This is a genomic window from Daejeonella sp. (genome assembly GCF_044232565.1).
GTDB lineage: Bacteria > Bacteroidota > Bacteroidia > Sphingobacteriales > Sphingobacteriaceae > Daejeonella.
In genome coordinates, this window is sequence record NZ_JBIILQ010000017.1 from 1 (window position 1) to 21,230 (window position 21,230).

General features: G+C 38.4%; 20 protein-coding genes. 11 read left to right on the forward strand and 9 right to left on the reverse strand.

The features are described 5' to 3' along the window. The first annotated feature begins 850 nt into the window (after nucleotides 1-850). A complete protein-coding gene (locus ACILQF_RS02080) occupies nucleotides 851-2,344 on the forward strand; it encodes an NAD(P)H-hydrate dehydratase (RefSeq protein ID WP_395625754.1) in 1,494 nt (497 codons plus the stop codon). A gap of 50 nt (nucleotides 2,345-2,394) precedes the next feature. Here the strand turns inward: ACILQF_RS02080 and lipA are convergent, their stop codons facing one another. Beyond that, the gene (lipA, locus tag ACILQF_RS02085; RefSeq protein WP_395625755.1) at nucleotides 2,395-3,273 is read right to left on the reverse strand and encodes a lipoyl synthase; all 879 of its coding nucleotides are present in this window, start codon (nucleotides 3,271-3,273) and stop codon (nucleotides 2,395-2,397) included. A gap of 155 nt (nucleotides 3,274-3,428) precedes the next feature. Between lipA and ACILQF_RS02090 the strand changes: the two genes are divergently transcribed. Further along, on the forward strand, nucleotides 3,429-3,839 hold the full coding sequence (locus ACILQF_RS02090; protein ID WP_395625756.1) for an OsmC family protein: 411 nt from the start codon (nucleotides 3,429-3,431) through the stop codon (nucleotides 3,837-3,839). A 21-nt stretch (nucleotides 3,840-3,860) separates the two neighbouring features. Here ACILQF_RS02090 and ytxJ read toward each other — a convergent pair whose 3' ends face one another. The 3 genes from ytxJ to ACILQF_RS02105 all read right to left on the reverse strand — a co-directional run bounded on the left by ytxJ (nucleotide 3,861) and on the right by ACILQF_RS02105 (nucleotide 5,688). Beyond that, complete coding sequence (gene ytxJ / locus ACILQF_RS02095; protein WP_395625757.1) at nucleotides 3,861-4,190, reverse strand: bacillithiol system redox-active protein YtxJ; 330 nt, start codon at nucleotides 4,188-4,190, stop codon at nucleotides 3,861-3,863. Between the two features lie 260 nt (nucleotides 4,191-4,450). Then, entirely contained in the window at nucleotides 4,451-4,945 is a 495-nt protein-coding gene (gene ribH / locus ACILQF_RS02100; protein ID WP_395625758.1) for a 6,7-dimethyl-8-ribityllumazine synthase, read from the reverse strand. 62 nt (nucleotides 4,946-5,007) lie between these two features. After that, on the reverse strand, nucleotides 5,008-5,688 hold the full coding sequence (locus ACILQF_RS02105) for a tetratricopeptide repeat protein (RefSeq protein WP_395625759.1): 681 nt from the start codon (nucleotides 5,686-5,688) through the stop codon (nucleotides 5,008-5,010). A 247-nt stretch (nucleotides 5,689-5,935) separates the two neighbouring features. On the opposite strand from ACILQF_RS02105, the gene recF reads away from it, so the two are divergent. Further along, nucleotides 5,936-7,039, forward strand: coding sequence for a DNA replication/repair protein RecF (gene recF / locus ACILQF_RS02110; RefSeq protein ID WP_395625773.1), 1,104 nt, complete (start codon nucleotides 5,936-5,938; stop codon nucleotides 7,037-7,039). A 25-nt stretch (nucleotides 7,040-7,064) separates the two neighbouring features. Continuing rightward, entirely contained in the window at nucleotides 7,065-7,355 is a 291-nt protein-coding gene (locus ACILQF_RS02115; RefSeq protein WP_395625760.1) for a DUF721 domain-containing protein, read from the forward strand. Between the two features lies 1 nt (nucleotide 7,356). Here the strand turns inward: ACILQF_RS02115 and ACILQF_RS02120 are convergent, their stop codons facing one another. Next, complete coding sequence (locus ACILQF_RS02120; RefSeq protein ID WP_395625761.1) at nucleotides 7,357-7,548, reverse strand: hypothetical protein; 192 nt, start codon at nucleotides 7,546-7,548, stop codon at nucleotides 7,357-7,359. Nucleotides 7,549-7,611: 63 nt separating this feature from the next. Beyond that, entirely contained in the window at nucleotides 7,612-8,031 is a 420-nt protein-coding gene (locus ACILQF_RS02125; protein WP_395625762.1) for a nucleoside-diphosphate kinase, read from the reverse strand. 118 nt (nucleotides 8,032-8,149) lie between these two features. Here ACILQF_RS02125 and ACILQF_RS02130 point away from each other — a divergent pair, with 118 nt between their 5' ends. Together ACILQF_RS02130 and ACILQF_RS02135 are read left to right on the forward strand one after the other, a co-directional pair. Then, nucleotides 8,150-9,160, forward strand: coding sequence for a bifunctional oligoribonuclease/PAP phosphatase NrnA (locus tag ACILQF_RS02130; RefSeq protein WP_395625763.1), 1,011 nt, complete (start codon nucleotides 8,150-8,152; stop codon nucleotides 9,158-9,160). 128 nt (nucleotides 9,161-9,288) lie between these two features. After that, the gene (locus ACILQF_RS02135) at nucleotides 9,289-10,242 is read left to right on the forward strand and encodes an FKBP-type peptidyl-prolyl cis-trans isomerase (RefSeq protein ID WP_395625764.1); all 954 of its coding nucleotides are present in this window, start codon (nucleotides 9,289-9,291) and stop codon (nucleotides 10,240-10,242) included. Nucleotides 10,243-10,323: 81 nt separating this feature from the next. Here ACILQF_RS02135 and bshA read toward each other — a convergent pair whose 3' ends face one another. From bshA to ACILQF_RS02150, 3 genes are all read right to left on the reverse strand, one after another. After that, nucleotides 10,324-11,460, reverse strand: a complete 1,137-nt coding sequence (gene bshA / locus ACILQF_RS02140; RefSeq protein WP_395625765.1) for an N-acetyl-alpha-D-glucosaminyl L-malate synthase BshA — start codon at nucleotides 11,458-11,460, stop codon at nucleotides 10,324-10,326. A gap of 160 nt (nucleotides 11,461-11,620) precedes the next feature. Continuing rightward, a complete protein-coding gene (locus tag ACILQF_RS02145) occupies nucleotides 11,621-13,495 on the reverse strand; it encodes a serine hydrolase domain-containing protein (protein WP_395625766.1) in 1,875 nt (624 codons plus the stop codon). After that, on the reverse strand, nucleotides 13,470-15,098 hold the full coding sequence (locus ACILQF_RS02150; protein WP_395625767.1) for an amidohydrolase: 1,629 nt from the start codon (nucleotides 15,096-15,098) through the stop codon (nucleotides 13,470-13,472). Before ACILQF_RS02150 ends, ACILQF_RS02145 begins: the two co-directional genes overlap by 26 nt. 282 nt (nucleotides 15,099-15,380) lie before the next feature. Here ACILQF_RS02150 and mutL point away from each other — a divergent pair, with 282 nt between their 5' ends. From mutL to cysS, 5 genes are all read left to right on the forward strand, one after another. Continuing rightward, nucleotides 15,381-17,234: a DNA mismatch repair endonuclease MutL gene (gene mutL / locus ACILQF_RS02155; protein ID WP_395625768.1), complete on the forward strand. Its 1,854-nt coding sequence runs from the start codon at nucleotides 15,381-15,383 to the stop codon at nucleotides 17,232-17,234. Between the two features lie 18 nt (nucleotides 17,235-17,252). Further along, nucleotides 17,253-17,987, forward strand: a complete 735-nt coding sequence (locus ACILQF_RS02160; RefSeq protein ID WP_395625769.1) for a rhomboid family intramembrane serine protease — start codon at nucleotides 17,253-17,255, stop codon at nucleotides 17,985-17,987. Continuing rightward, a complete protein-coding gene (locus tag ACILQF_RS02165; protein WP_395625770.1) occupies nucleotides 17,984-18,835 on the forward strand; it encodes a rhomboid family intramembrane serine protease in 852 nt (283 codons plus the stop codon). The genes ACILQF_RS02160 and ACILQF_RS02165 overlap by 4 nt, the downstream gene beginning before the upstream one ends. Then, the gene (locus ACILQF_RS02170; RefSeq protein ID WP_395625771.1) at nucleotides 18,835-19,959 is read left to right on the forward strand and encodes an endonuclease/exonuclease/phosphatase family protein; all 1,125 of its coding nucleotides are present in this window, start codon (nucleotides 18,835-18,837) and stop codon (nucleotides 19,957-19,959) included. Before ACILQF_RS02165 ends, ACILQF_RS02170 begins: the two co-directional genes overlap by 1 nt. A gap of 50 nt (nucleotides 19,960-20,009) precedes the next feature. Then, nucleotides 20,010-21,230: cysteine--tRNA ligase (gene cysS / locus ACILQF_RS02175; RefSeq protein ID WP_395625772.1), on the forward strand; the 1,221-nt coding region annotated here is incomplete at its 3' end.

Below are 21,230 nucleotides of genomic sequence, written 5' to 3' on the forward strand. Positions count from 1 at the left end.
CTGCAAAACGCACAAAAATAATCTCCCGCAGATTAACGCCGATCAGCGCAGAAACAATCTGCGGAATTCTGCGACATCTGCGGGAAACAAAAATCATCCTTCACAGACTGCCTTGTCCTAAAATGAGTTTAATTCTTCTTTCATTTGTTTACTTTTTGTATAAACCTAATTCAGGACAAGTCACCCAGTTCATTTGACAGCAGATATTAAAATCTGCAAAACGCACAAAAATAATCTCCCGCAGATTAACGCCGATCAGCGCAGAAACAATCTGCGGAATTCTGCGACATCTGCGGGAAACAAAAATCATCCGTTCACAGACCCTTCATTACCTTTCTTCCGCCTCGGCTGGTGTGGCAATCATTTGACAGCTTTCTTAAAAACATGCTATAAAACCCAAATAAAATTATTTAGCAGGATCCCCTAGCACTGTCCCTCCCCTACCTTTCTTCCGCCTCGACTGGTGCGGCAATCATTTGACAGCTTTCTTAAAAACATGCTATAAAACCCAAATAAAATTATTTAGCAGGATCCCCTAGCACAGTCCTTCCCCTACCTTTCTTCCGCCTCGGCTGGTGCGGCAATGACAACCCTAGCCCTCGCAGAACCTTTCATAGCATCAGACGCAGCGGTGGGGTTTATTCGATTTTTTTTATTGTTTTTAGTGGCTCTCATGGTCTCGGCGAAGAGCCTCGGCTTGGTCCCTTTTTTCCTGAAGAAAAAGGACTAGCCCCCGCGGCGATGAGCGGGAAACATCATTAAACCTCCAATTCTCCCTGTCTTGTCCTAAAATGAGTTTACACAAAAATCAATCATTTCCAATCCTCTCAAAAAAATCGTATCTTCAATCATGCTCAAGCTCCTCACCGCATCCCAAACAAAAGAGGCAGACAATCACACGATAAAAGCCAAAAACATCACTTCGCTTGAATTAATGGAAGATGCTGCCAATGCCTTTGTAAGAGCATTTTTAGAAGAGATCCCAAATATTGATACCTCTATTAGCATTTATTGTGGCATCGGGAATAATGGTGCTGACGGGCTCGCCATAGCGCGTTTATTGAAAAACCATGCCTACGACCGCCTATCGGTTAAAATTGCCCGTTTTTCAAGCAAAGAGAGTCCCGATTTTAACGAAAACCTTAAACGCCTACATTTAACAGGCATTCCAATCAGCGAAATAAACAATGTCAATTCCTTTCCTGTAGAACAGGCAGAGTTAATCATCGACGGACTTATCGGTTCGGGGCTAAACAAACCATTAGAGGGTAATTTAAAAGCCTTAGTGGATCATTTAAACCAACTCAATAAGAAAGTTATTGCCATTGATATTCCCACAGGATTCCCTTGCGAAGGCCCACTAGATCCAATTGCAAGCATATTAAAAGCAAATCTTTGCATCTGTTTCCAGCGTCCGAAAATCAATTTCTTCTTCCCTGAATCAGAAAGGGCATTAGATCGTTTTAAAACAGTTAACATCGGCTTAGACGAACAATTTATTCAATCGCGAAGCAGTAAATGGGAATTACTTGAAGCGGATGATATCCACCACATAATAAAAGTCAGAAAGCCATTCAGCCATAAAGGAAGCTACGGGCATACCCTAATTATCGCCGGGAATACAGAAACCATGGGTGCTGCCCTACTTTGTGCAGATGCTTGTTTGCATTCGGGTGCGGGACTAACAACAGCATGTATCCCGGAAGGTGGATATACAGCAATGAATTGCTATGCTCCGGAAGTAATGATTTTACCTAGATCCGTAAAAACCACTTTTGAAAAATACAATGCCATAGCTATTGGCCCTGGTTTAGGCACTAATCAAGAAGCCAGTGATTTATTAGACCAATTGTTAAATTCTGGAAAGTCGCCCTTGCTAATCGATGCAGATGCGATTAACCTATTGGCATCTAATCCTGAACTTCTGAAAAAACTACCCAAAGATTGCATTATCTGTCCGCATGTAAAGGAATTCGACCGTCTCTTCGGCCATTCAAATTCCTGGTGGGAACGACTAAACCTAGCCATAAAAAAAGCACAAGAATTAAAAATTATCATCCTCTTAAAAAACCGCTATACATTTATCTTTTGTCCCGATGGGAAGGTCCTAATTAACCCCACAGGAAACCCCAAAATGGCCGTGGGAGGCATGGGTGATGTGCTTTGCGGGATGATCGCAGCATTTTTAGCACAATCCTACTCCATAAAAGAATCTGCTATATTAGCTACTTACCTACATGGCGCAGCAGGAGATCATTTGAGCAAGATGAATTCAATCCCACCCAGATATATCATCCAAGAGCTGCCCAAAATCATTAAAAAACATAACATTCATAAAACATGAATCGTGCGTAGGGACAGGGCGCGACCTGTCCTCTCAATATGAAAGGACAATTAAAAATCGAAAAGGTGTTTCTCAGCATGATAAGAGGAGCGAACTAGCGGACCGCTTTCTACATATTTAAAACCCATTTCAAGTCCTACTACTTTATATTTTTCAAACTGCTCTGGTGTAATCCAGTCGATAACAGGATGATGCGTACGAGAAGGCTGCAAATATTGTCCCAACGTTAAAATATGTACCCCAACAGCAAGAAGATCTGCCATGGCCTCCAAAACATCTTCTTCGGTCTCACCCAAACCAAGCATAATGCCTGATTTAGTCCTTAAACCTGCTTCATTAATTCGACGAAGACATTCCAAGCTACGGTCATATTTTGCTTGAATACGCACTTCTTTCGTCAGGCGACGTACAGTTTCCAGATTATGAGAAACCACTTCAGGGCGCGTTTCAAGCACACGATCTAAATTATCCCAAATGCCCCTAAAATCTGGCAGAAGGGTTTCTAGGGTGGTCCCGGGACTTTCCTTACGGATGGTATTAATTGTTTCAGCCCAAATTGTTGAACCACCATCTTTCAAATCATCACGATCTACCGAAGTAATCACACAATGTTTAACCTGCATTAATTTCACCGAATTAGCCACACGATTAGGCTCATCTGTATCAACCGCAAGGGGTCTTCCTGTGGCCACAGCACAAAAGGAACAAGAACGAGTACAGATATTACCTAAAATCATAAAAGTGGCTGTGCCGGCACCCCAGCACTCGCCCATATTGGGACAATTACCACTTTCGCAAATGGTATGAAGTTTATGCGTATCAACAAGGCTGCGAACATGAGCGTACTCTTTTCCAACCGGAAGCTTTACGCGAAGCCAATTAGGCTTGCGTTGCATTTGATTAACTGGGATAACCGGTAACTCGATCATAAAGCAAAAGTAAAGAATTTTAGGAAGATTTTAGCGCCAAATACGCAGTTCCTTAATTTTGACATTGGAGTGTTATTCTGAAAGATATTCTTTGATATGCTTGCCTTACACTCGTATATTTATTTATTTTTGATTAGAGAAATTATAATCCACAAATGGCAACTATAGAAACAAGCTACTTAGGCGAGCTAAGAACTGAAGCGAAACACGTTTTATCTGGAAATACATTAATTACAGATGCTCCTTTAGATAATCAAGGCAAGGGAAAAGCATTTTCGCCAACCGATTTAATGTCGGCCTCATTGGGTAGCTGTATGTTCACCATTATGGGTATTGCAGCCAGAGAACATGGATTTAACATCGATGGAAGTACTTGTTCAATCACAAAAATTATGGCGGCAGAACCACGAAGGGTAAGTGAAATTCAGATAAGCTTTAATTTTCCGGCGATACAATACAGCGATAAGCAAAAATTAATTTTAGAAAAAGCTGCCAAAAACTGTCCTGTTGCCAAAAGCTTACACCCCGATCTTGTACAGAACGTCAGCTTTAACTTCCAGGACTAGAATTTATTATTTTAAAGGGGTTTAGGCCATTTGTTCAGCCAACTCTTCGGCAGAAATTTCACCATGTGAGGTTTCATAAATACATTCCCCATTTTTGATCAGAAGCATTTGTGGCGATTCGTGGTGGACTTTAAACTGCTCAGCAATTTTATTCGAAATCTCTCTAAAACTAATTAAATCAAGAAAATATACTGGAGTCCCTTCAGGAATTGAGTCCCAATCATGCTCAAACCTTTTTTTAGCCATCATACTCACAGAACAGCGCGTACTATGCTTAAAAATTACGCTATATCCTTGTACATTGGCAATGTCTAATAATTGTTCAAGATTGTCTAATGGAATCCAGTTCATGATTTAAAACCTAATAAATATGATGTAAAATTATAAAAAAGGGAATTTTGGCCTTCAGACGATGGTCAAATTAGGGAAATAGAATAACTATGTGACTAACGTCTTGACTTTGGATAAGTCCCATAAGCCGGACATAGTTTTGATGAGCATGCCTGCAAAACCGTTAAGGCTATGAAAAGGGACAATACACCGATGGCTACTTTCTTCATGATTATTTTTTTAAAATTGATGAATTAAATTCAAAAATCAAATTTTCTTTTTTATTGATGCGAAGAATGCTTGATTCCAGCCATCATTATAGCTGTTACCGCAGCTTCCTCTCCTTTATTACCGTGTTTGCCACCAGCACGATCAAGCGCTTGCTGCAAATTATCTGTCGTTAATACGCCAAAGATCACCGGTTTATTGTGTTTGATAGAAACATTAGCCACCCCATTGGCTACAGCATTACAAATAAAAGTAAAGTGAGGTGTTTCACCCTGAATAACGCAACCTAGGCAAATAACCGCATCTAAATTTTTATTGGCTAGTAAAATATCCGCTCCCGAAATAAGCTCAAAACTCCCTGGAACTTTTATCGTTTGTATATTCTCTTCTTTAGTGCCATGCTTTAGAAGCGCTAAATAGGCGCCTTCATACAAAGCTCCGGTAACGTTGGCATTCCACTGTGAAACAATGATTCCAAATTTATAGGCCTCCGCTGAAGGTACATCAATATGAGAAAAATCAGAAAGACTCTTTAGGTTTGTAGCCATGGCTTAAAATGATAAATGGCCATTAACGGAAAATTCGTTAATGACCATTTGAAAAAATAGAATTATTGCTGTGCTTCTGCACGAGCAATGTAAGAATCAATCGAAGTAGCTTCCGCACTTTCAGAAAAATCAGTTCTGATTTTATTGTATGCTTCTGCAGCAGACTTGAAATCTTTTTGCTCTTCATAAACTAATCCTAATTTTTTCAGAAACATCGGACTAGTTAACGTGTTTGGGTTTTTGTCGACCGCCTTTTTATAAAAAGTAATGGCTTTTGAATAATCTTTAAGCTCGCTATACGCATCGCCAAGCATTCCTAAAACTAGAGGATCAATTACCGGACTTCCAGTGCTGCTATATTTTCCTAAAGCATCTACTGCTTTTTGGAATTCACCTTTTTGCAAATATAAACCGCCAAGATATACATTGGCAAGGTTAGCAGATTTAGTATTTGAATACTCTTCAACAATCTTTTCAAAACCTGGGTAAGATCCGTCGCCAGATATCGCTCTGTCTTTCAAGGAATCCGTTGACAAATATTCTTCCGCTTTGTACATTTCATTGGCAGCCTTCTCTGCTCTAGGAGCTAAGTAGAAGTTTTGGTATCCAACATATAAAAGTACTAAACCAATAATGGCAGCAGCAATTACAGCTAAGCTTTTTGTATTTTCTTGTACAAATTTGCCTGTTTTCCCAAGCTGATTTTCAGCTTCTGTGATGTTATCTTTTTGATCTTTAGACATTGGTATTTTAAAAATTGTGAATGCTCTTAATAAAACAATCCCGCAAAAATACATTTTTCAGTCTAAGTTTCAAATTTAAATGAATAGAATGATTTTTTTAAAAAGAATAGGGCTTGGTGAACGCCAGAATGATTTTATTAAAGCATAAAAAAAATCTTTTTGAAATGGACTAAAAAACATGGAGAATTGCAAAATAAAGAAAGCAAAAGAGTAAATTTGGCATTTAGTGATCTGTACAAGCATACCTATGTGGCTCCAAAAATTATCCGTTATAAATTTCAAGAATTATTCTGAAGCTGAATTAAGCTTCTCGGAGACTGTAAACGCTTTTACAGGAAACAATGGAGCGGGAAAAACCAATATTCTCGATGCGATACATTACCTATCCCTTTGCAAAAGCTTTTTCAATCCAATTGATAGTCAGCAGATTAAGCAAGGGGAAGATATCTTCATGATTCAAGGAACTTTCCAAAAAGATGAAAAAGACGAGCTTATTTACTGCGGATTAAAACGTAATCAGAAAAAGAAATTTAAACGCAATAAAAAGGAATACCAACGCTTGGCAGATCACATCGGGATTTTTCCTTTGGTGATGATCTCACCTAATGATATTAGTTTAATTATTGAAGGCAGTGAAGAGCGGAGGAGATTTATTGACAATGTTATCTCACAAACCGACAGCCAGTACCTCGACGAGCTAATTAGCTATAACAAAAGCCTCATGAACAGAAATGCTTTGTTAAGGCAGATTGCTATTTCAGGCAGGTATGACCCAGCCTTGATGGAAATCTATGATGATCAGCTGATTGTATCAGGAAGCAATATTTTTGAGAAGCGGAAGGCTTTTATGATTGAATTTCGAGAGATTTTCAATAAACATTATCAATACCTCAGTGAAGATGCTGAACAGGTGGAATTGGTTTATGATTCGCCGCTATTAACGAGTAGCTTTTCTGATATACTACGCAAAAACAGTGAACGCGATCGGATTCTGGAACGTACCTCTAGCGGAATTCATAAGGATGAATTGAGTTTTACCATTCATGGTATGGTTCTTAAAAAATTTGGATCTCAGGGACAACAGAAATCGTTTTTAATCGCCCTAAAACTCGCTCAGTACACTTTTCTACATAGGCAAAAAGGTTTCGAACCTCTTTTGCTTCTGGATGATATTTTTGATAAATTAGATGACGCGCGCACTACTAAGTTAATGAAAATGGTATCCGACAAGGATTTCGGACAGATATTTATTACCGACACTAGCAGAAAAAGAATCGAAGAGATTTTTAGCACGCTAAATGTTCCGATTAATATTGTTGACATCGACAAAGGAGCAATTGTTGTTTCATAATTGTACAGGTACTAAAAAGCAGAACATGAGCCGCACAAATGACAGATCGCTAAAGGATGCAATTGAGCAAATGCTTCAGGTTTATAAGCTGCAACGAAAAGTTGATGAAACCGCTCTGATTGTTGCTTGGCCTGAAATGATGGGAAAAGCAGTTGCTAACCGTACCAAGGATATTTTTATCCGCAATAGGAAATTATTTATCCGACTGGAATCTGCTGTAATAAAAAATGATTTGATGATGATGCGCTCAGATATCATCGAGAAAATGAATGAACGTGCTGGATCGAGTATTATCGATGAGATAATTTTTCTCTAGTTTATCGCTTCCGTTCGCTATAGTTTTTTACTAAGAGGTAGTATAAAACGGTCATGAAGAAGGCAATAGAGAATGCTTTTAGTGCAAATAAATAGTCCAGATTAGTATCCCAACCCCCAAAATAGGAAACTGTTCCCGGGATGATCAACATCACCAGAAAAAAAATAAGGTAGCGAGTTTGGAAAATTTTCATGGCTTGATTTCAATATTCGCCCTGAATTTTTGAACATCCTTCAGGGCGAATAATTAGCTTTTATTAGAAACGCTCAAATGCAGTAAAGAAAAAGCTTCCTTCAATTTGTGCATTTTCGTCAGAGTCAGACCCGTGAATCGCATTGGCATCAATAGATTTTGCGTACTTATTACGAATTGTTCCAGGCTCCGCCTTTGATGGATCAGTTGCGCCAATAAGATTACGGAAATCTTCCACTGCATTATCTTTTTCAAGAATTGCTGCTACTATCGGGCCAGAAGACATGAAGTCGACCAAATCCTTGTAAAAAGGGCGCTCACTATGAACCGCATAAAACTGCCCAGCGATATCCTTATTCAAGCGCGTATACTTTAAAGCAATCACTTTAAATCCGCCTTTAATAATGTCATCTAAAATAGCTCCGGTGTGGCCATTGGCTACAGCATCGGGCTTAATCATTGTAAAAGTTCTGTTTGTTGCCATCTTATTATTTGAAAATTGCAGCAAAAGTACAGCTAATTAATCAAAGGCTAAAGGATTTTAAAAAATCAGACCTACAAAATCAGTAATTTTAATAGCTTTGCATTCCTTTGGAACTCACATGTTGGAAATAAGCCATTTAAAAGAATTTTTAGCTGAACCTAAGCGCATTGTCATCACTACTCATCCTAAACCGGATGGTGATGCAATGGGATCTTCTTTGGGTTTATACAACTATCTGATTCAAAAAGGTCATCAAATACAGGTAATTACCCCTACCGACTACCCCAATTTTTTACATTGGATGCCTAATAATTCTGAAGTGATTGTATTTACTGAGGAGGAGGAAAAGTCGAAAGAGCTTGTCGCACAAGCGGATATTATTTTCTGTTTAGATTTCAATTCACTTACAAGAATCTATGAATTAGGTGATTTCGTGCGTGCATCAAAAGCAAAAAAAGTCTTAATTGATCATCATTTAGAGCCCGAAGGTTTTGAAGATTACCGATTATGGGCCACCAGTGCTTGCGCCACTGCACATTTAGTCTATGAATTTATTGTAGATATTATGGGCGATCGCGAGCTTCTAAATAAGGATGTTGCCTCTTGCTTGTACACTGGAATCATGACCGATACCGGTTCATTCCGTTTTCGCTCTACAACGGCACATGTTCACCATATTATAGCAGATTTGATAGCTTGTGGTGCAGATAATACACTCATACATCAATTGGTATACGATGATTTCTCAATAAACAGGTTACGCTTCTTGGGACATTGCCTTCTAAATAAATTGGAAGTCTTGCCGGAATACAATACGGCTATAATTTTAATTACAAACGAGGAGCTGGAAGAATTTCAGGTAAATACAGGTGATACTGAAGGCATTGTTAATTATGCCTTATCCATCAGTGGGATACGTTTAGCGGCCCTAATTATTGAGCGCCAAAATGTTGTTAAACTATCTTTACGCTCTATTGGGGATTTCCCGGCCAATGAAATCTGTAAGAAATATTTCAGTGGTGGAGGCCATAAAAATGCATCTGGAGGAATATCAAATGAAAAAATAGATACAGTAAGGGAAAAGTTTAATGTAATTTTGCCGGAATATAAATCTCTTTTAGTAAAATAGCGGATTGAATAAAATAAAATTTAACATAAATAGCAAATAAATAACAAACGAATAAACCCAAAAAGAAGACATCAAGAGTAAAAATACACCTCTTGGTAGAATCATTAAAAACAAATGTATATCTCAAGATGAAAAAATTAGTAATCGTATTAGGGCTTGCAGTTACGGGATTAACCGCCTGCAAAAATTTCGAAAAAGGTGAAGGAGACATGTTGTACAAGATCCACACCGACAAAGCTGGTGAAACAATTAAAGAAGGTGATTTCATAGCTTTTAAAGCAATTGAAAAAACTGAAGGTGATTCTGTATTGTATAGTTCATATGATTATGACCGCCCTTCTTTAATGGTTAAAGAAAAATCCGTTTTCAAAGGCGATCTTTTTGCTGCTTTAAGTCTTTTAAGTGAAGGAGATAGTGCAACATTCAAAATCAATATCGACTCAATGGTTCAGAAAATGGGTCGTCCAATGCCATCAGATACTACCAAGAAATACTTAGTTTATACTATTAAAATCGACAAAGTAATTCCTAAAGGCAATTTAAACGACAGTCTTTTCCGCGTGAAAATTGATGCTTATTTAAAAGCAGAAATGGAAGTAGCTAAAACTAGCGAGGTTAAAAAAATAAAAGCTTATGTAGCATCTAAAAGTTTAAAGCCAACGGTGAGTGCTTCAGGATTAAATTATGTGATTAGCACGCAAGGTAGTGGTGCAAAAGCGAATCCTGGCGATACTGTTCTTGTTAATTATACAGGAATGTTCTTAAGCGGAAAGGTATTTGATACAAGCTTAGCTGAAGTAGCAAAAAAGAGTGGCACGTTCAATCCACAGCGTCCTTATGAGCCTCTTAAACTTCCTGTTGGAATGAATAGCTCTATCCCTGGATTTGAAGAAGGTTTAATGTTATTATCAAAAGGAGCTAAAGCAACTTTAATTTTACCGTCAAACTTAGCTTATGGCGAACAAGGAAATCAAGGTATTCCTCCATTTTCTCCACTTATTTTTGAGATAGAAATGGTAAATATTATCCCAGCTAGAGCAGCATTAGCTCCTCCACCTCCACCAGTACCTGCAAAGAAATAGTTTATTCAATAAACACACATTAAAAAGCCTTTCAGGATATCCTGAAAGGCTTTTTAATGTTATAGATATTTTGAAGTAGAACTACAATCTGGAGGCACTTGTCATTATATCTTTATAATACTGCTCGTAAATTGGAACAATTAAACTCAATTCAAACTCCTTTGCACGATTTAAGGCTCCTTCTTTAAAAGAAGCTAATTTTTTATCATCCTCAAGAATAAAAATAGAATGCGCGGCCATAGATTCAATATCACCTACTTTATCCATAAATCCGGTGACGCCATTGATGTTCAACTCCGGTAAACCCCCGGCATCTGAAGTGATTACAGGCACCTTACAAGCCATTGCCTCTAGTGCTGCCAATCCGAAGCTCTCTGATTCAGAAGGCATTACAAAAAGGTCGGCAACGGAAAGAATTTCTTCAACCGCATCCTGTTTCCCTAAAAAGCGAACATTATCACAAATTTCAAGGTCACGGCAAAGCTGTTCACAATACACACGCTCAGGGCCATCACCTACCATTAATAATTTTGAGGGAATAACTTTTTGGATTTTTTCAAAAATATGAACTACATCCTGCGTTCTTTTCACTTTTCTAAAATTGGACGTATGCACCACAACACGCTCATTATTAGGTGCAATTGCCACCTTAAAATGATCTTTAGCCTTCAGATTAAAACGCTCTAAATCAATGAAATTGGGAATAACTTTAATATCTTTTTTAACCTCAAAATGTTTGTAGGTGTCTTCTTTTAAGTTTTCGGAAACTGCGGTAACTCCATCCGACTGGTTGATAGAAAAAGTAACAACTGGTTTGTATGTTGGGTCTTTCCCCACAAGGGTAATATCGGTACCGTGTAGCGTGGTAACCACAGGAATATGAATTCCGAATGTTGCCAAAATTTGCTTTGCCATAAATGCCGCCGAAGCATGTGGAATGGCATAATGCACGTGTAACAAATCTAATTTCTCAAAGCGCACAACATCAACCAGCTTACTTGCCAAAGCTAGCTCATAAGGAGGGTAATCGAATAGTGGATAATTGGATACGGAAACTTCATGATAAAAGAGGTTTTCGGAAAAGAAATCGAGACGCGCAGGCTGCCTATAGGTAATAAAATGGACCTGGTGACCATTATCAGCGAGGGCCTTCCCTAATTCGGTGGCAACCACCCCACTACCTCCAAAGGTAGGATAACATACAATTCCGATTTTCATAGTGGATTTATCCAAAAAACAAAGTTAATAAAAATGGATTGAATAGCCACAAAAGGTGAATACCCAATAAGAAAGCAGGTATTCTGAAAAATTAATTTTGCACAGCCTTAGGAGCAACAGGTAAAAACAGGATTGAAATTCGAATCAAAATTGAAATTCGTTATTCAACCTTGTCTAATTTTGCTGTACTTACTTGATTACCAATCGCTTCATATATTACATCCTGAATTCGGCTTCGAATATTAAGATCTAATAATTTAGTGCTTACACCTGGGTTAACTCTATTTGATAAGAAAATATAGACCAATTTATACTTTGGATCAACCCAAACGCATGTCCCAGTATAACCTGTATGCCCAAAAGTTTGAGGTGATGCCAATTTGGAAGGATAACCCTTGGTACTTTCAGGATCCCAACGATCAAAACCGAGCCCCCTGCGGCTCACATCCGATTGCTTTGCGGTAAACATATCCACCGTTGCCGGTTTAAAAAACTCAGTCCCACCATAAGTACCCCTATTTAGAAGCATTTGGTATAAAATAGCCAAGTCATTGGAACTAGAGAAGAGTCCCGCATGCCCAGAAACACCTCCCACCATGGCAGCACCCTGATCATGAACATAACCCTCTAATAATGTTTTGCGAAAAACCTGATCATCTTCAGTCGGAATGATCTCCTGCTTCGAAAATCGTAATCGCGGATTAAACCCAGCTCTAGTCATTCCTAATGGCTTATAAAATTGATCCATGACATAATTCTCCATAGGCTTCCCCGACTGTCGCTCCACCATTTCTTTCATGAAATACATACTTAGGTCGCTATAAATATATTTACCGCGATTAGCCAAGTTTGAATTTAGCATTTGTGGCCACATCACCTCAGCAAAGAAGGCCTTCCTCATGTAAAAATTATCAGCTGCTTTGGTAGGATATGCTGCTGTTGAATCACGGCTATAATCGCTTTCAAGCATATTTTTATAGAATGGGATAAAAGGAATAAAGCCTGCTTGATGTAGCATCACCTCACGAACTGAAATATCCTTTTTATTGGTACTTCGAGCTCTCGGTATATAGGCTCCGATTGTGGTATCCAACTTCAGATTCCCTTGCTCAAAGAGGCGCATAACCGCCATCGTTGTTGCAGATGTTTTCGTAACACTTGCAAGGTCATAAATATCACTAATTCTAGTAGGTGTACTATCCGTATAGGTTCTTGTGCCGAAAGCTTTATTATAGATAACCTTTCCATCCAAAACCACCATCACCACCGCTCCTGGAGCTGCCTTGGAGCGAATTGCTTCCGCAGCAATTTCATCAATACCTTTTAATGCGGTACTATTGATACCTAATTCTTCTGGAACTGTATATTTCAGCCTACTTGCCACAGTTTCAAAGCCTGAACCTGATTTATATTTAGCTGAAATGTTCTTTTCTAGCTTTGCAATAGATCCAATTCCACCAAAAATAAGTTGAGCCGATAAATTAGCTGAAAGTGCTGATTTTTTCGCTGTCCAAATAATTGGCACGTTCAGATTATTCATTAATTTAAGGCTCTGAACATCCCCAGAAAGGCTAATAATAAGTTGTTTATTCTCTTGTAAATCTAATAGTAAGGGCAGTGTACGTGGATCATTCAATGACTGGTCGCTAACCTGAACAATAACAGTATTGAAAAATTTAAGGTCATCGTTTAATTCATCAAATGTGCTTGGGTTAAACTTGTAATTTAAAGATTCAAATGGCCGAATCACAGTATATTTAGTGGAAATACTATCAAACTCTGAAGAAAATGCAGAGCCAATATTTACGCTTGCAATACTTAGATCTTGCAGATTTTTTAGGGGAATTATACCCTTTTCATTATTCAGCAAAACGCTTGATTTCTCAATATTTCTTTCCTCCCTAATCAGCGCATTATTTTGGAGATGTTCAGCTGTTTGTGCACATGCCGAAACAGATAATGAAACTATTAAACAAAAGGTAGGGAGAGCATAACTAACTCTGAATAAATTACTTAGCATAAACTTTTTCACCATTTAAATATGTTTTTAAAACTTTAGTTTTGAATAAATTTGCCGCATCAGCTTTCATTAAATCTTGATCCAGAATTATAAAATCTGCAAATTTTCCTACTTCGAGGCTACCTTTTTCTTTTTCTTCAAAATTACCTTTTGCCGCCCAGATTGTCATGCCACGGATAGCTTCTTCACGGCTCAGAGAATTTTCCATTTGAAAACCAGTTTCAGGATAGTTTTTCTGATCCTTCCTGACTACAGCCGAATAAAAAGTAAACATCGGATTAATATCCTCCACTGGAAAATCTGTTCCCAACACTAACCAGCCATTTTGATCAAGCAATTGCTTAAAGGCATAAGCGCCTTTAACACGCTCAGAACCCAACCTGTCGGCTGCCCAATACATATCTGAAGTGGCATGTGTGCTTTGAACGGAAGGAATCACACTATTATTACCGAACAGTTTAAAATCTTCTTGATTTACTACCTGGGCATGCTCAATGCGCCAGCGAGCGTCATTTTTGCCCTTTAATACCCTTCCATAAATAGACAGAATTTCACGGTTCGCCGAATCACCAATGGCATGAGTATTCATTTGGAAACCCTTTTCCGCGATTTTCTTGGCTACTTCCTCAAAATGAGTCTTGGCACTTAATAAAAACCCGGAAGTGCTAGCCTTATCCGAATAAGGCTCTAAAAGACAAGCGCCTCGCGAGCCTAAAGCACCATCCATATAGACCTTAAACGATCTGATGTTTAATCGCTCGGTTTTAACAGCCCCATTTTTAAAAAGATACTCGTAGTTGGCAGCATTATCTGAAAGCATTCCATAAATGCGCATTTTTAACTGATTTTCTTTTTGCAAATCTGATATAATGGGAATAAGCTCGTGGCTAATGCCGCAATCAGTTACTGTGGTGAGTCCCACCGCAAAACAATTCCTCTGTGCATCCAATAGCGACTCCCTAATTTGTTTAGCCGATGGTGCTGGAATTTTGGAAACTACAAGCCCCTCAGCATTATCAACCAATATTCCAGTTAATTTACCTTGAACAGTTTCAATTTCACCGCCTTCAATTTTCTGATTTGGTTTAAGTCCCGCTAAATCCAAGGCAAACTTGTTGGCAATAGCTGCATGGCCATCAACACGTGATAAAATTACGGGCCTATTTGGAAAAAGCTCATTAAGTTTTTGATTATCGGGAAACTCTTTTGTTGGCCAGTCATTCTGATCCCAGCCTCTGCCAATAATCCATCCTTCCGGATTTTCGATGCTAAATGCCTTCAATTTTTCGAGAATTTCGTCCCAGCTTTTTGTTCCAACTAAGTTAGCATTCTGCAAACCAGCCCCATAGCCATAAAAATGGGCATGACCATCAATAAACCCTGGGAAAATGGCATTCCCTTCAGCATCGAGCGTTTCACCTTGATACTTACTCAAAATATCTTTAGAAGCCCCTACTTCAAGAATTTTTCCATCCTTTACAGCAAAAGCCTCAGCTACAGTAAACTGATTGTCAACGGTATAAACTTTAGCGTTGTGAACGATAAGATCTACCGATTTTTGCGAGCTGCAGGAAAACAAAAAGAAAGTGCCTAGCACCCAAAGTATGTTCTTTGCCATTTTCAATAATTACTAATTGATGATTTATTGGTAAATATAAATTATGCGCTGAGAATTTTGGCCTTAAATTGAAATAATATAGTTTTTATAGGAAAGCTTATTAAAAAAAATGATTTTTTTCCTTAGCATTATCCACATTATACACGCATAAGCGTAAAAGAACTTATCTTTGAATGATAAAGATTGGTTTTTTTATAAAACCTTATTGCTATTCGTTTTCAAAAGAAATTAGTTATGTTAGGGATTGCACTTAGGTGTATTCAAAAAAAATAAAAGAATATTTTGTCTGATATCATACAACTTTTACCCGATTCGGTCGCCAATCAAATTGCTGCAGGAGAAGTAGTGCAAAGACCGGCCTCGGCACTGAAAGAGCTTATTGAAAATGCAATTGACTCGGGGGCTGATAAGATCCAGGTACTAATCAAAGATGCTGGAAAATCACTCATTCAAGTAATTGATAATGGCTGTGGAATGAGCCTGACTGATGCACGTATGTGTTTTGAACGCCATGCCACCTCCAAAATTCGTAAGGCAGAAGATCTATTTGCTATCCGAACCATGGGCTTTAGAGGAGAAGCGATGGCCTCCATTGCTGCAATTGCTCAGGTTGAACTAAAAACTCGACGCCATGAAGATGAATTAGGTACCTGCATCCGCATCGAAGGATCAGAAATTATTGGTCAGGAGCCTGTTTCTACCATGCCTGGGACCAGCATTAGCGTAAAAAATCTATTTTACAATACCCCAGCGCGACGTAATTTCCTGAAAGGTAATCCGGTTGAAATCCGCCATCTAAACGATGAGTTTCAGCGTGTTGCCCTCGCTAATCCGGAAATATTTTTTACGCTTCACCAAGATGGTCATGAAGTATTCCATTTACCCAAAGGAAGCCTCAAACAAAGAATTATCCATCTTTTTGGCAATGCCTACAACCAGAAATTAGTCCCAGTTGAAGAAACAACATCCATTATCGACCTTAAAGGATACATCGGTAAGCCTGAATTTGCCAAGAAAACCAGAGGTGAGCAGTTCTTTTTTGTTAATAATCGCTTTATCAAAGATCCATACCTAAATCATGCCGTACTAAATGCTTTTGAGGAGGTTCTAAGTGCCGATAGCTATCCCCTTTACGTTCTTTTTATCGATATCGACCCTGCAAAGATTGATATTAATGTACATCCTACAAAAACGGAGATAAAATACCAGGATGAAAAAGCCATTTATGCCATCATCCGATCAGCAGTAAAACGCTCCTTAGGCCGCTACAATATCAGTCCGACGCTCGATTTTAACCAAGAAACCGGATTTAGTCGGATGATTAGCCCCAAAGCCCCAGAAGATATTATACCCCCTGCCATTTCTTTCAACCCCGATTTCAACCCTTTTTCTCCCGAAAAAAGAGAGCGCGAGATCCCATTTCTAAGAAATAGTCAGGAAGAACGAAAAACTATCAGCAAAAACTGGGGTTCACTTTATGAAATCATTGATCCTGAGGCACATCAAAGCGGAATGAACTTCGATGTTAACCGTCAGGTAGAGATTGAAAACAAGGTCTTAAAAAGCATTGGAAAGCAGATATTTCAGCTACACAATCGTTTTATAATTTCGCAAATCAAGTCGGGATTTATGCTTATCGATCAGCAAGCAGCTCATGAACGTATTTTGTTTGAGCGCTTCCTGCAGCACCTCGAGAGCAGGCAAGGAGCAAGCCAGCAGAGTTTATTTCCACAAACAGTGAGCCTTAATGCTGTTGATTTCGAGTTAGCTAAAGAACTTTTAAGCGATATCCAATCACTGGGCTTCCAAATTCGTGAGTTCGGCAAAAACACCTTGATCATTGAAGGAATTCCGGCAGATATTGGAACCAATATTAATGAATTGGAGATTTTGGAGCACCTTTTAGAGGGTTTTAAGAATAATCAAAGTACCTTAAAACTTAGTAAACGTGAAAGTCTGGCAAGAGCATTAGCACGCAACACATCCATCAAGGCTGGTCAGTACTTAGGCCCCGAAGAGATGAATGCCCTGATAGATGAATTATTTGCATGCGAAATGCCAAATACTTCGCTAAGTGGAAAGCCGGTAATCAGTACCTTTACTTTAGAAGAATTATTACAACGATTTGAAAAATAAGACCACCGACAAATAATTATGATGCCATTCGCTAATACGCCCACAGTAGTAAAGAATCTGCTCATCATCAATATCATCTTTTACATTGCAACAATGATATTTGGCGGACCAATGATGACGCAAGCGTTGGGCGTACATTATTTTGATTCGCCCGACTTTAAAATATGGCAAGTAATCACTTATATGTTCATGCATGATTATTCGTCGCTATTTCATATACTCTTCAATATGTTTGCCCTCTATACCTTTGGGTCATCGTTGGAGCATATTATGGGGCAAAAACGCTTCCTGAATTTTTACCTTATCACTGGCTTAGGGGCCCTCGGACTCCAACTTTTGGTACAAAGTATTGAAGTTTATAATATTACTGGCAGCGCAATTAATAATGGTTCATTTATTATAGATAGCTACAAAAGAACTATCTCATTCAATCCAGAACTTATTAGTCAGGAGCAAGCATCAACCCTACTTGGAATTTATACCACCCCAATGGTAGGCGCATCAGGCGCAATATTTGGACTATTAATAGCCTTTGGGATGTTGTTCCCTAATGCGGAATTGTTTATTATGTTTATTCCAGTACCTGTAAAAGCAAAATATATTATTCCCGTTTATGTAATCCTTGAATTATTTTTGGGTGTAAAACAATTTTCTGGTGATTCTGTTGCTCACTTTGCCCACCTTGGTGGTGCATTATTTGGCTTTATTTTAATTAAAATGTGGCATTTCAAGCGCCGCGACAAATTTTTATGAATAGATCAATATTCAGTGAACTTTATAACAAGGCTTTCCGCTCAGGTAACCCATTATTCCTTTTTATTGGGATAAACATTATCGTATTTATAGCCATCAACGTCTTTACCTTAGGTGAGTTCTTATCCGGAGGCCAGGGGGCTGGAGCAAAATGGCTATTAAAGCATTTATCGGTTCCCGCATATTACGAAGAGTTGCCCTTCAAATTTTGGACAATCATAACGTATATGTTTGTGCAACGTGATTTCTTCCACATCCTATTTAATATGCTCTGGTTGTATTGGATGGGCCGTATTTTCATGGATTTTTTAAATAAAAAGCAGTTTATATTCATTTATATTTCCGGGGGAATTACAGGAGCACTTCTCTATTTACTAGCATATAATACCATTCCAGTATTCATGAGCAGTGCATCGAATTCAATCCTTTTGGGAGCCTCAGCAAGTGTAATGGCCATTGTAGTAGGAACCGCAACATTGGTCCCTGATTACACCATCCGGCTTATGTTTTTTGGGAATGTCAAATTAAAATACCTTGCTTTAGCTTATTTCTTTTTGGATATTATCGGAATGGGAGGAGGAAACCCCGGTGGAAGCATTTCACATATTGGTGGTGCCTTGATGGGATTTATCTTTATCAAACAGCTCCAAAATGGAAATGACCTCAGTAAACTATTTGATAAAAAATCAAAGCTTAAGGTTGTAAAACCTACAAGTGCTAGGGCTCCCAAAAATGACTTCACCGACCAAGCAGTAATTGATAGCATTTTGGATAAAATATCTAAATCAGGATACGATAGCCTCAGCAAAGCAGAAAAAGAACAACTATTTAAAGCAAGCAAAAAATAATGAACCGCCAGAAAAGCAAAAAATCAGGCATACACCTCTTTAGCAAATTCGTGTTAAGCATGAATTTATTTGCTGTAGCTGCCCTGCTTTTAAGCTATTTGGCATCCTACACTAACCCGGAAAAATTCTGGGTAATTTCCTTTTTCGGACTTGCCTATCCTCTATTTCTAGGGATTAATATTTTATTTATCGTTTACTGGCTTTTCCGCTTGCCCAAATTTGCTCTGCTTTCTGGAATAAGCATTCTTATTGGCTGGGGTGTTGTACAAAATCACATTGGTTTCCGAGAGAGCACAGCAATCATGGTACCTAAATCATCCGATAGCTTTTTAAGGGTAATGAGCTATAATGTGCATAATTTTAAGCAATTCGGCGACAAAAACGACAAATTTACTAAAGAGCAGATTCTAGATATCATCAGAAAAGAACAACCTGATGTTATCTGCTTTCAAGAATTTTTTAGCCGTAGAAGAGGCGAATATAATTTCCGAAAACCGATTTTAGAAATTCTAGAAACCGAGCATTATTACTTTAAACCATCCAAAGATAATGGCTATGAAGCAATGGGAATGGCCATCTTTTCCAAATTCCCTATTCTTGATAAAGGAAATATTCAGTTTGAAAAAAATAGGAATTGGAATGAAGCGATTTATGTAGATCTCAAAAAAGGAAAACAAACATTTAGAGTATATAATGTTCATTTTCAATCGATTAGCTTCAAGCCAGAAGATTATAAATATTTAAAGAAAGTTACGAGTGAACTAGAAACAAATGTCGAATCACCAAGAAAAATTGGGAGCAGATTGAAAAGGGCGTTCATTAAACGTGGCAATCAGGCACAAATTCTAAAAGAACACGCTGATAAAAGTCCGATACCCTATATAATTGCCGGTGATTTTAACGACACACCCATCTCCTACACGGTAAAAACCATTGCTAAGGGCATGAATAATAGTTTTAAGGAAATGGGTAGTGGCTTCGGAATTACCTATAATGGAGCATTCCCCAACTTTCAGATAGACTATATATTCAGTTCACCCGAGTTTAGCGTCAAAAATTTCCTGATCATTAAAAAGAAATTATCAGACCACTATCCAGTACGTACCGACCTCGAATTAAAATAAAAGCAGGCATTATCCCCTAAAAATCGATTTTCAATTTTTAAATTTGCAATATGGAATTTAATCTGGTCATCTATAATACCCTTTCGAGAACTAAAGAAAAATTCGAACCCCTACATCCACCCTTGGTAGGTTTATATGTTTGTGGGCCCACTGTTTATAGCGATGTACACTTAGGGAACTGCCGCACTTTTATCTCGTTCGACCTGATTTATCGCTATCTTTTACATTTGGGATACAAAGTTCGATATGTACGAAATATCACCGATGCTGGTCATTTAGAAGGCGATATGGATGAGGGTGATGATAAATTCGCTAAGAAAGCTAGACTTGAGCAGCTTGAGCCGATGGAGATTGTACAGAAATACACGCTAGGTTTCCATGATGTGATGCGACTTTTCAATGCGCTTCCTCCAGGAATTGAGCCCACAGCAACTGGCCATATTATCGAACAAATTGAAATGGTTAAGCAAATCCTTGAAAATGGGTATGCCTATGAAGTTAATGGTACCGTTTATTTCGATGTTGAGAAATATTGCAAAGAATTCAATTATACGATACTAACTAACAGACAATTAGATGATTTATTAGAGAATACTAGAGAGCTGGGCGGACAAAATGAAAAGCGAGGGCGACTAGATTTCGCGCTTTGGATCAAAGCCAAGCCAGAACATATTATGCGTTGGCCTTCCCCTTGGGGAGTTGGCTTCCCAGGCTGGCATATAGAATGCTCTGCAATGAGCAGTAAATATCTTGGTGAAAACTTTGATATCCATGGAGGAGGAATGGATCTTGCAGCAACCCATCATACCAATGAAATTGCCCAATCTCAAGCTTGTAACCACGTTACACCTGCAAAATATTGGATGCACACTAATATGCTGACAGTAAATGGCAACAGAATGTCGAAGTCGAAAGGAAACGGTTTTTTACCCTATCAACTTTTTACAGGCGACCATGAGCTTTTATCACGTGGCTTCTCACCAATGTCGGTACGCTTTTTTATGCTTCAAGCACATTATAGGAGCACATTAGATTTCTCAAATGAGGCATTAGAAGCCTCCGATAAGGGTTTTAAGCGCCTCATTAATGCCTACTCATTGCTAGAGAAATTAAGCCCGTCTCAACAATCACAAATCGATTTAAAGAGCCTGTCTGATAGGTGCTATGCGGCCATGAACGATGATTTTAATAGTCCCGTGCTCATTGCCGAACTCTTTGAAGCCGTACACCTCATCAACAGTATTTATGATGGCAAAACTGCTGCAACACAA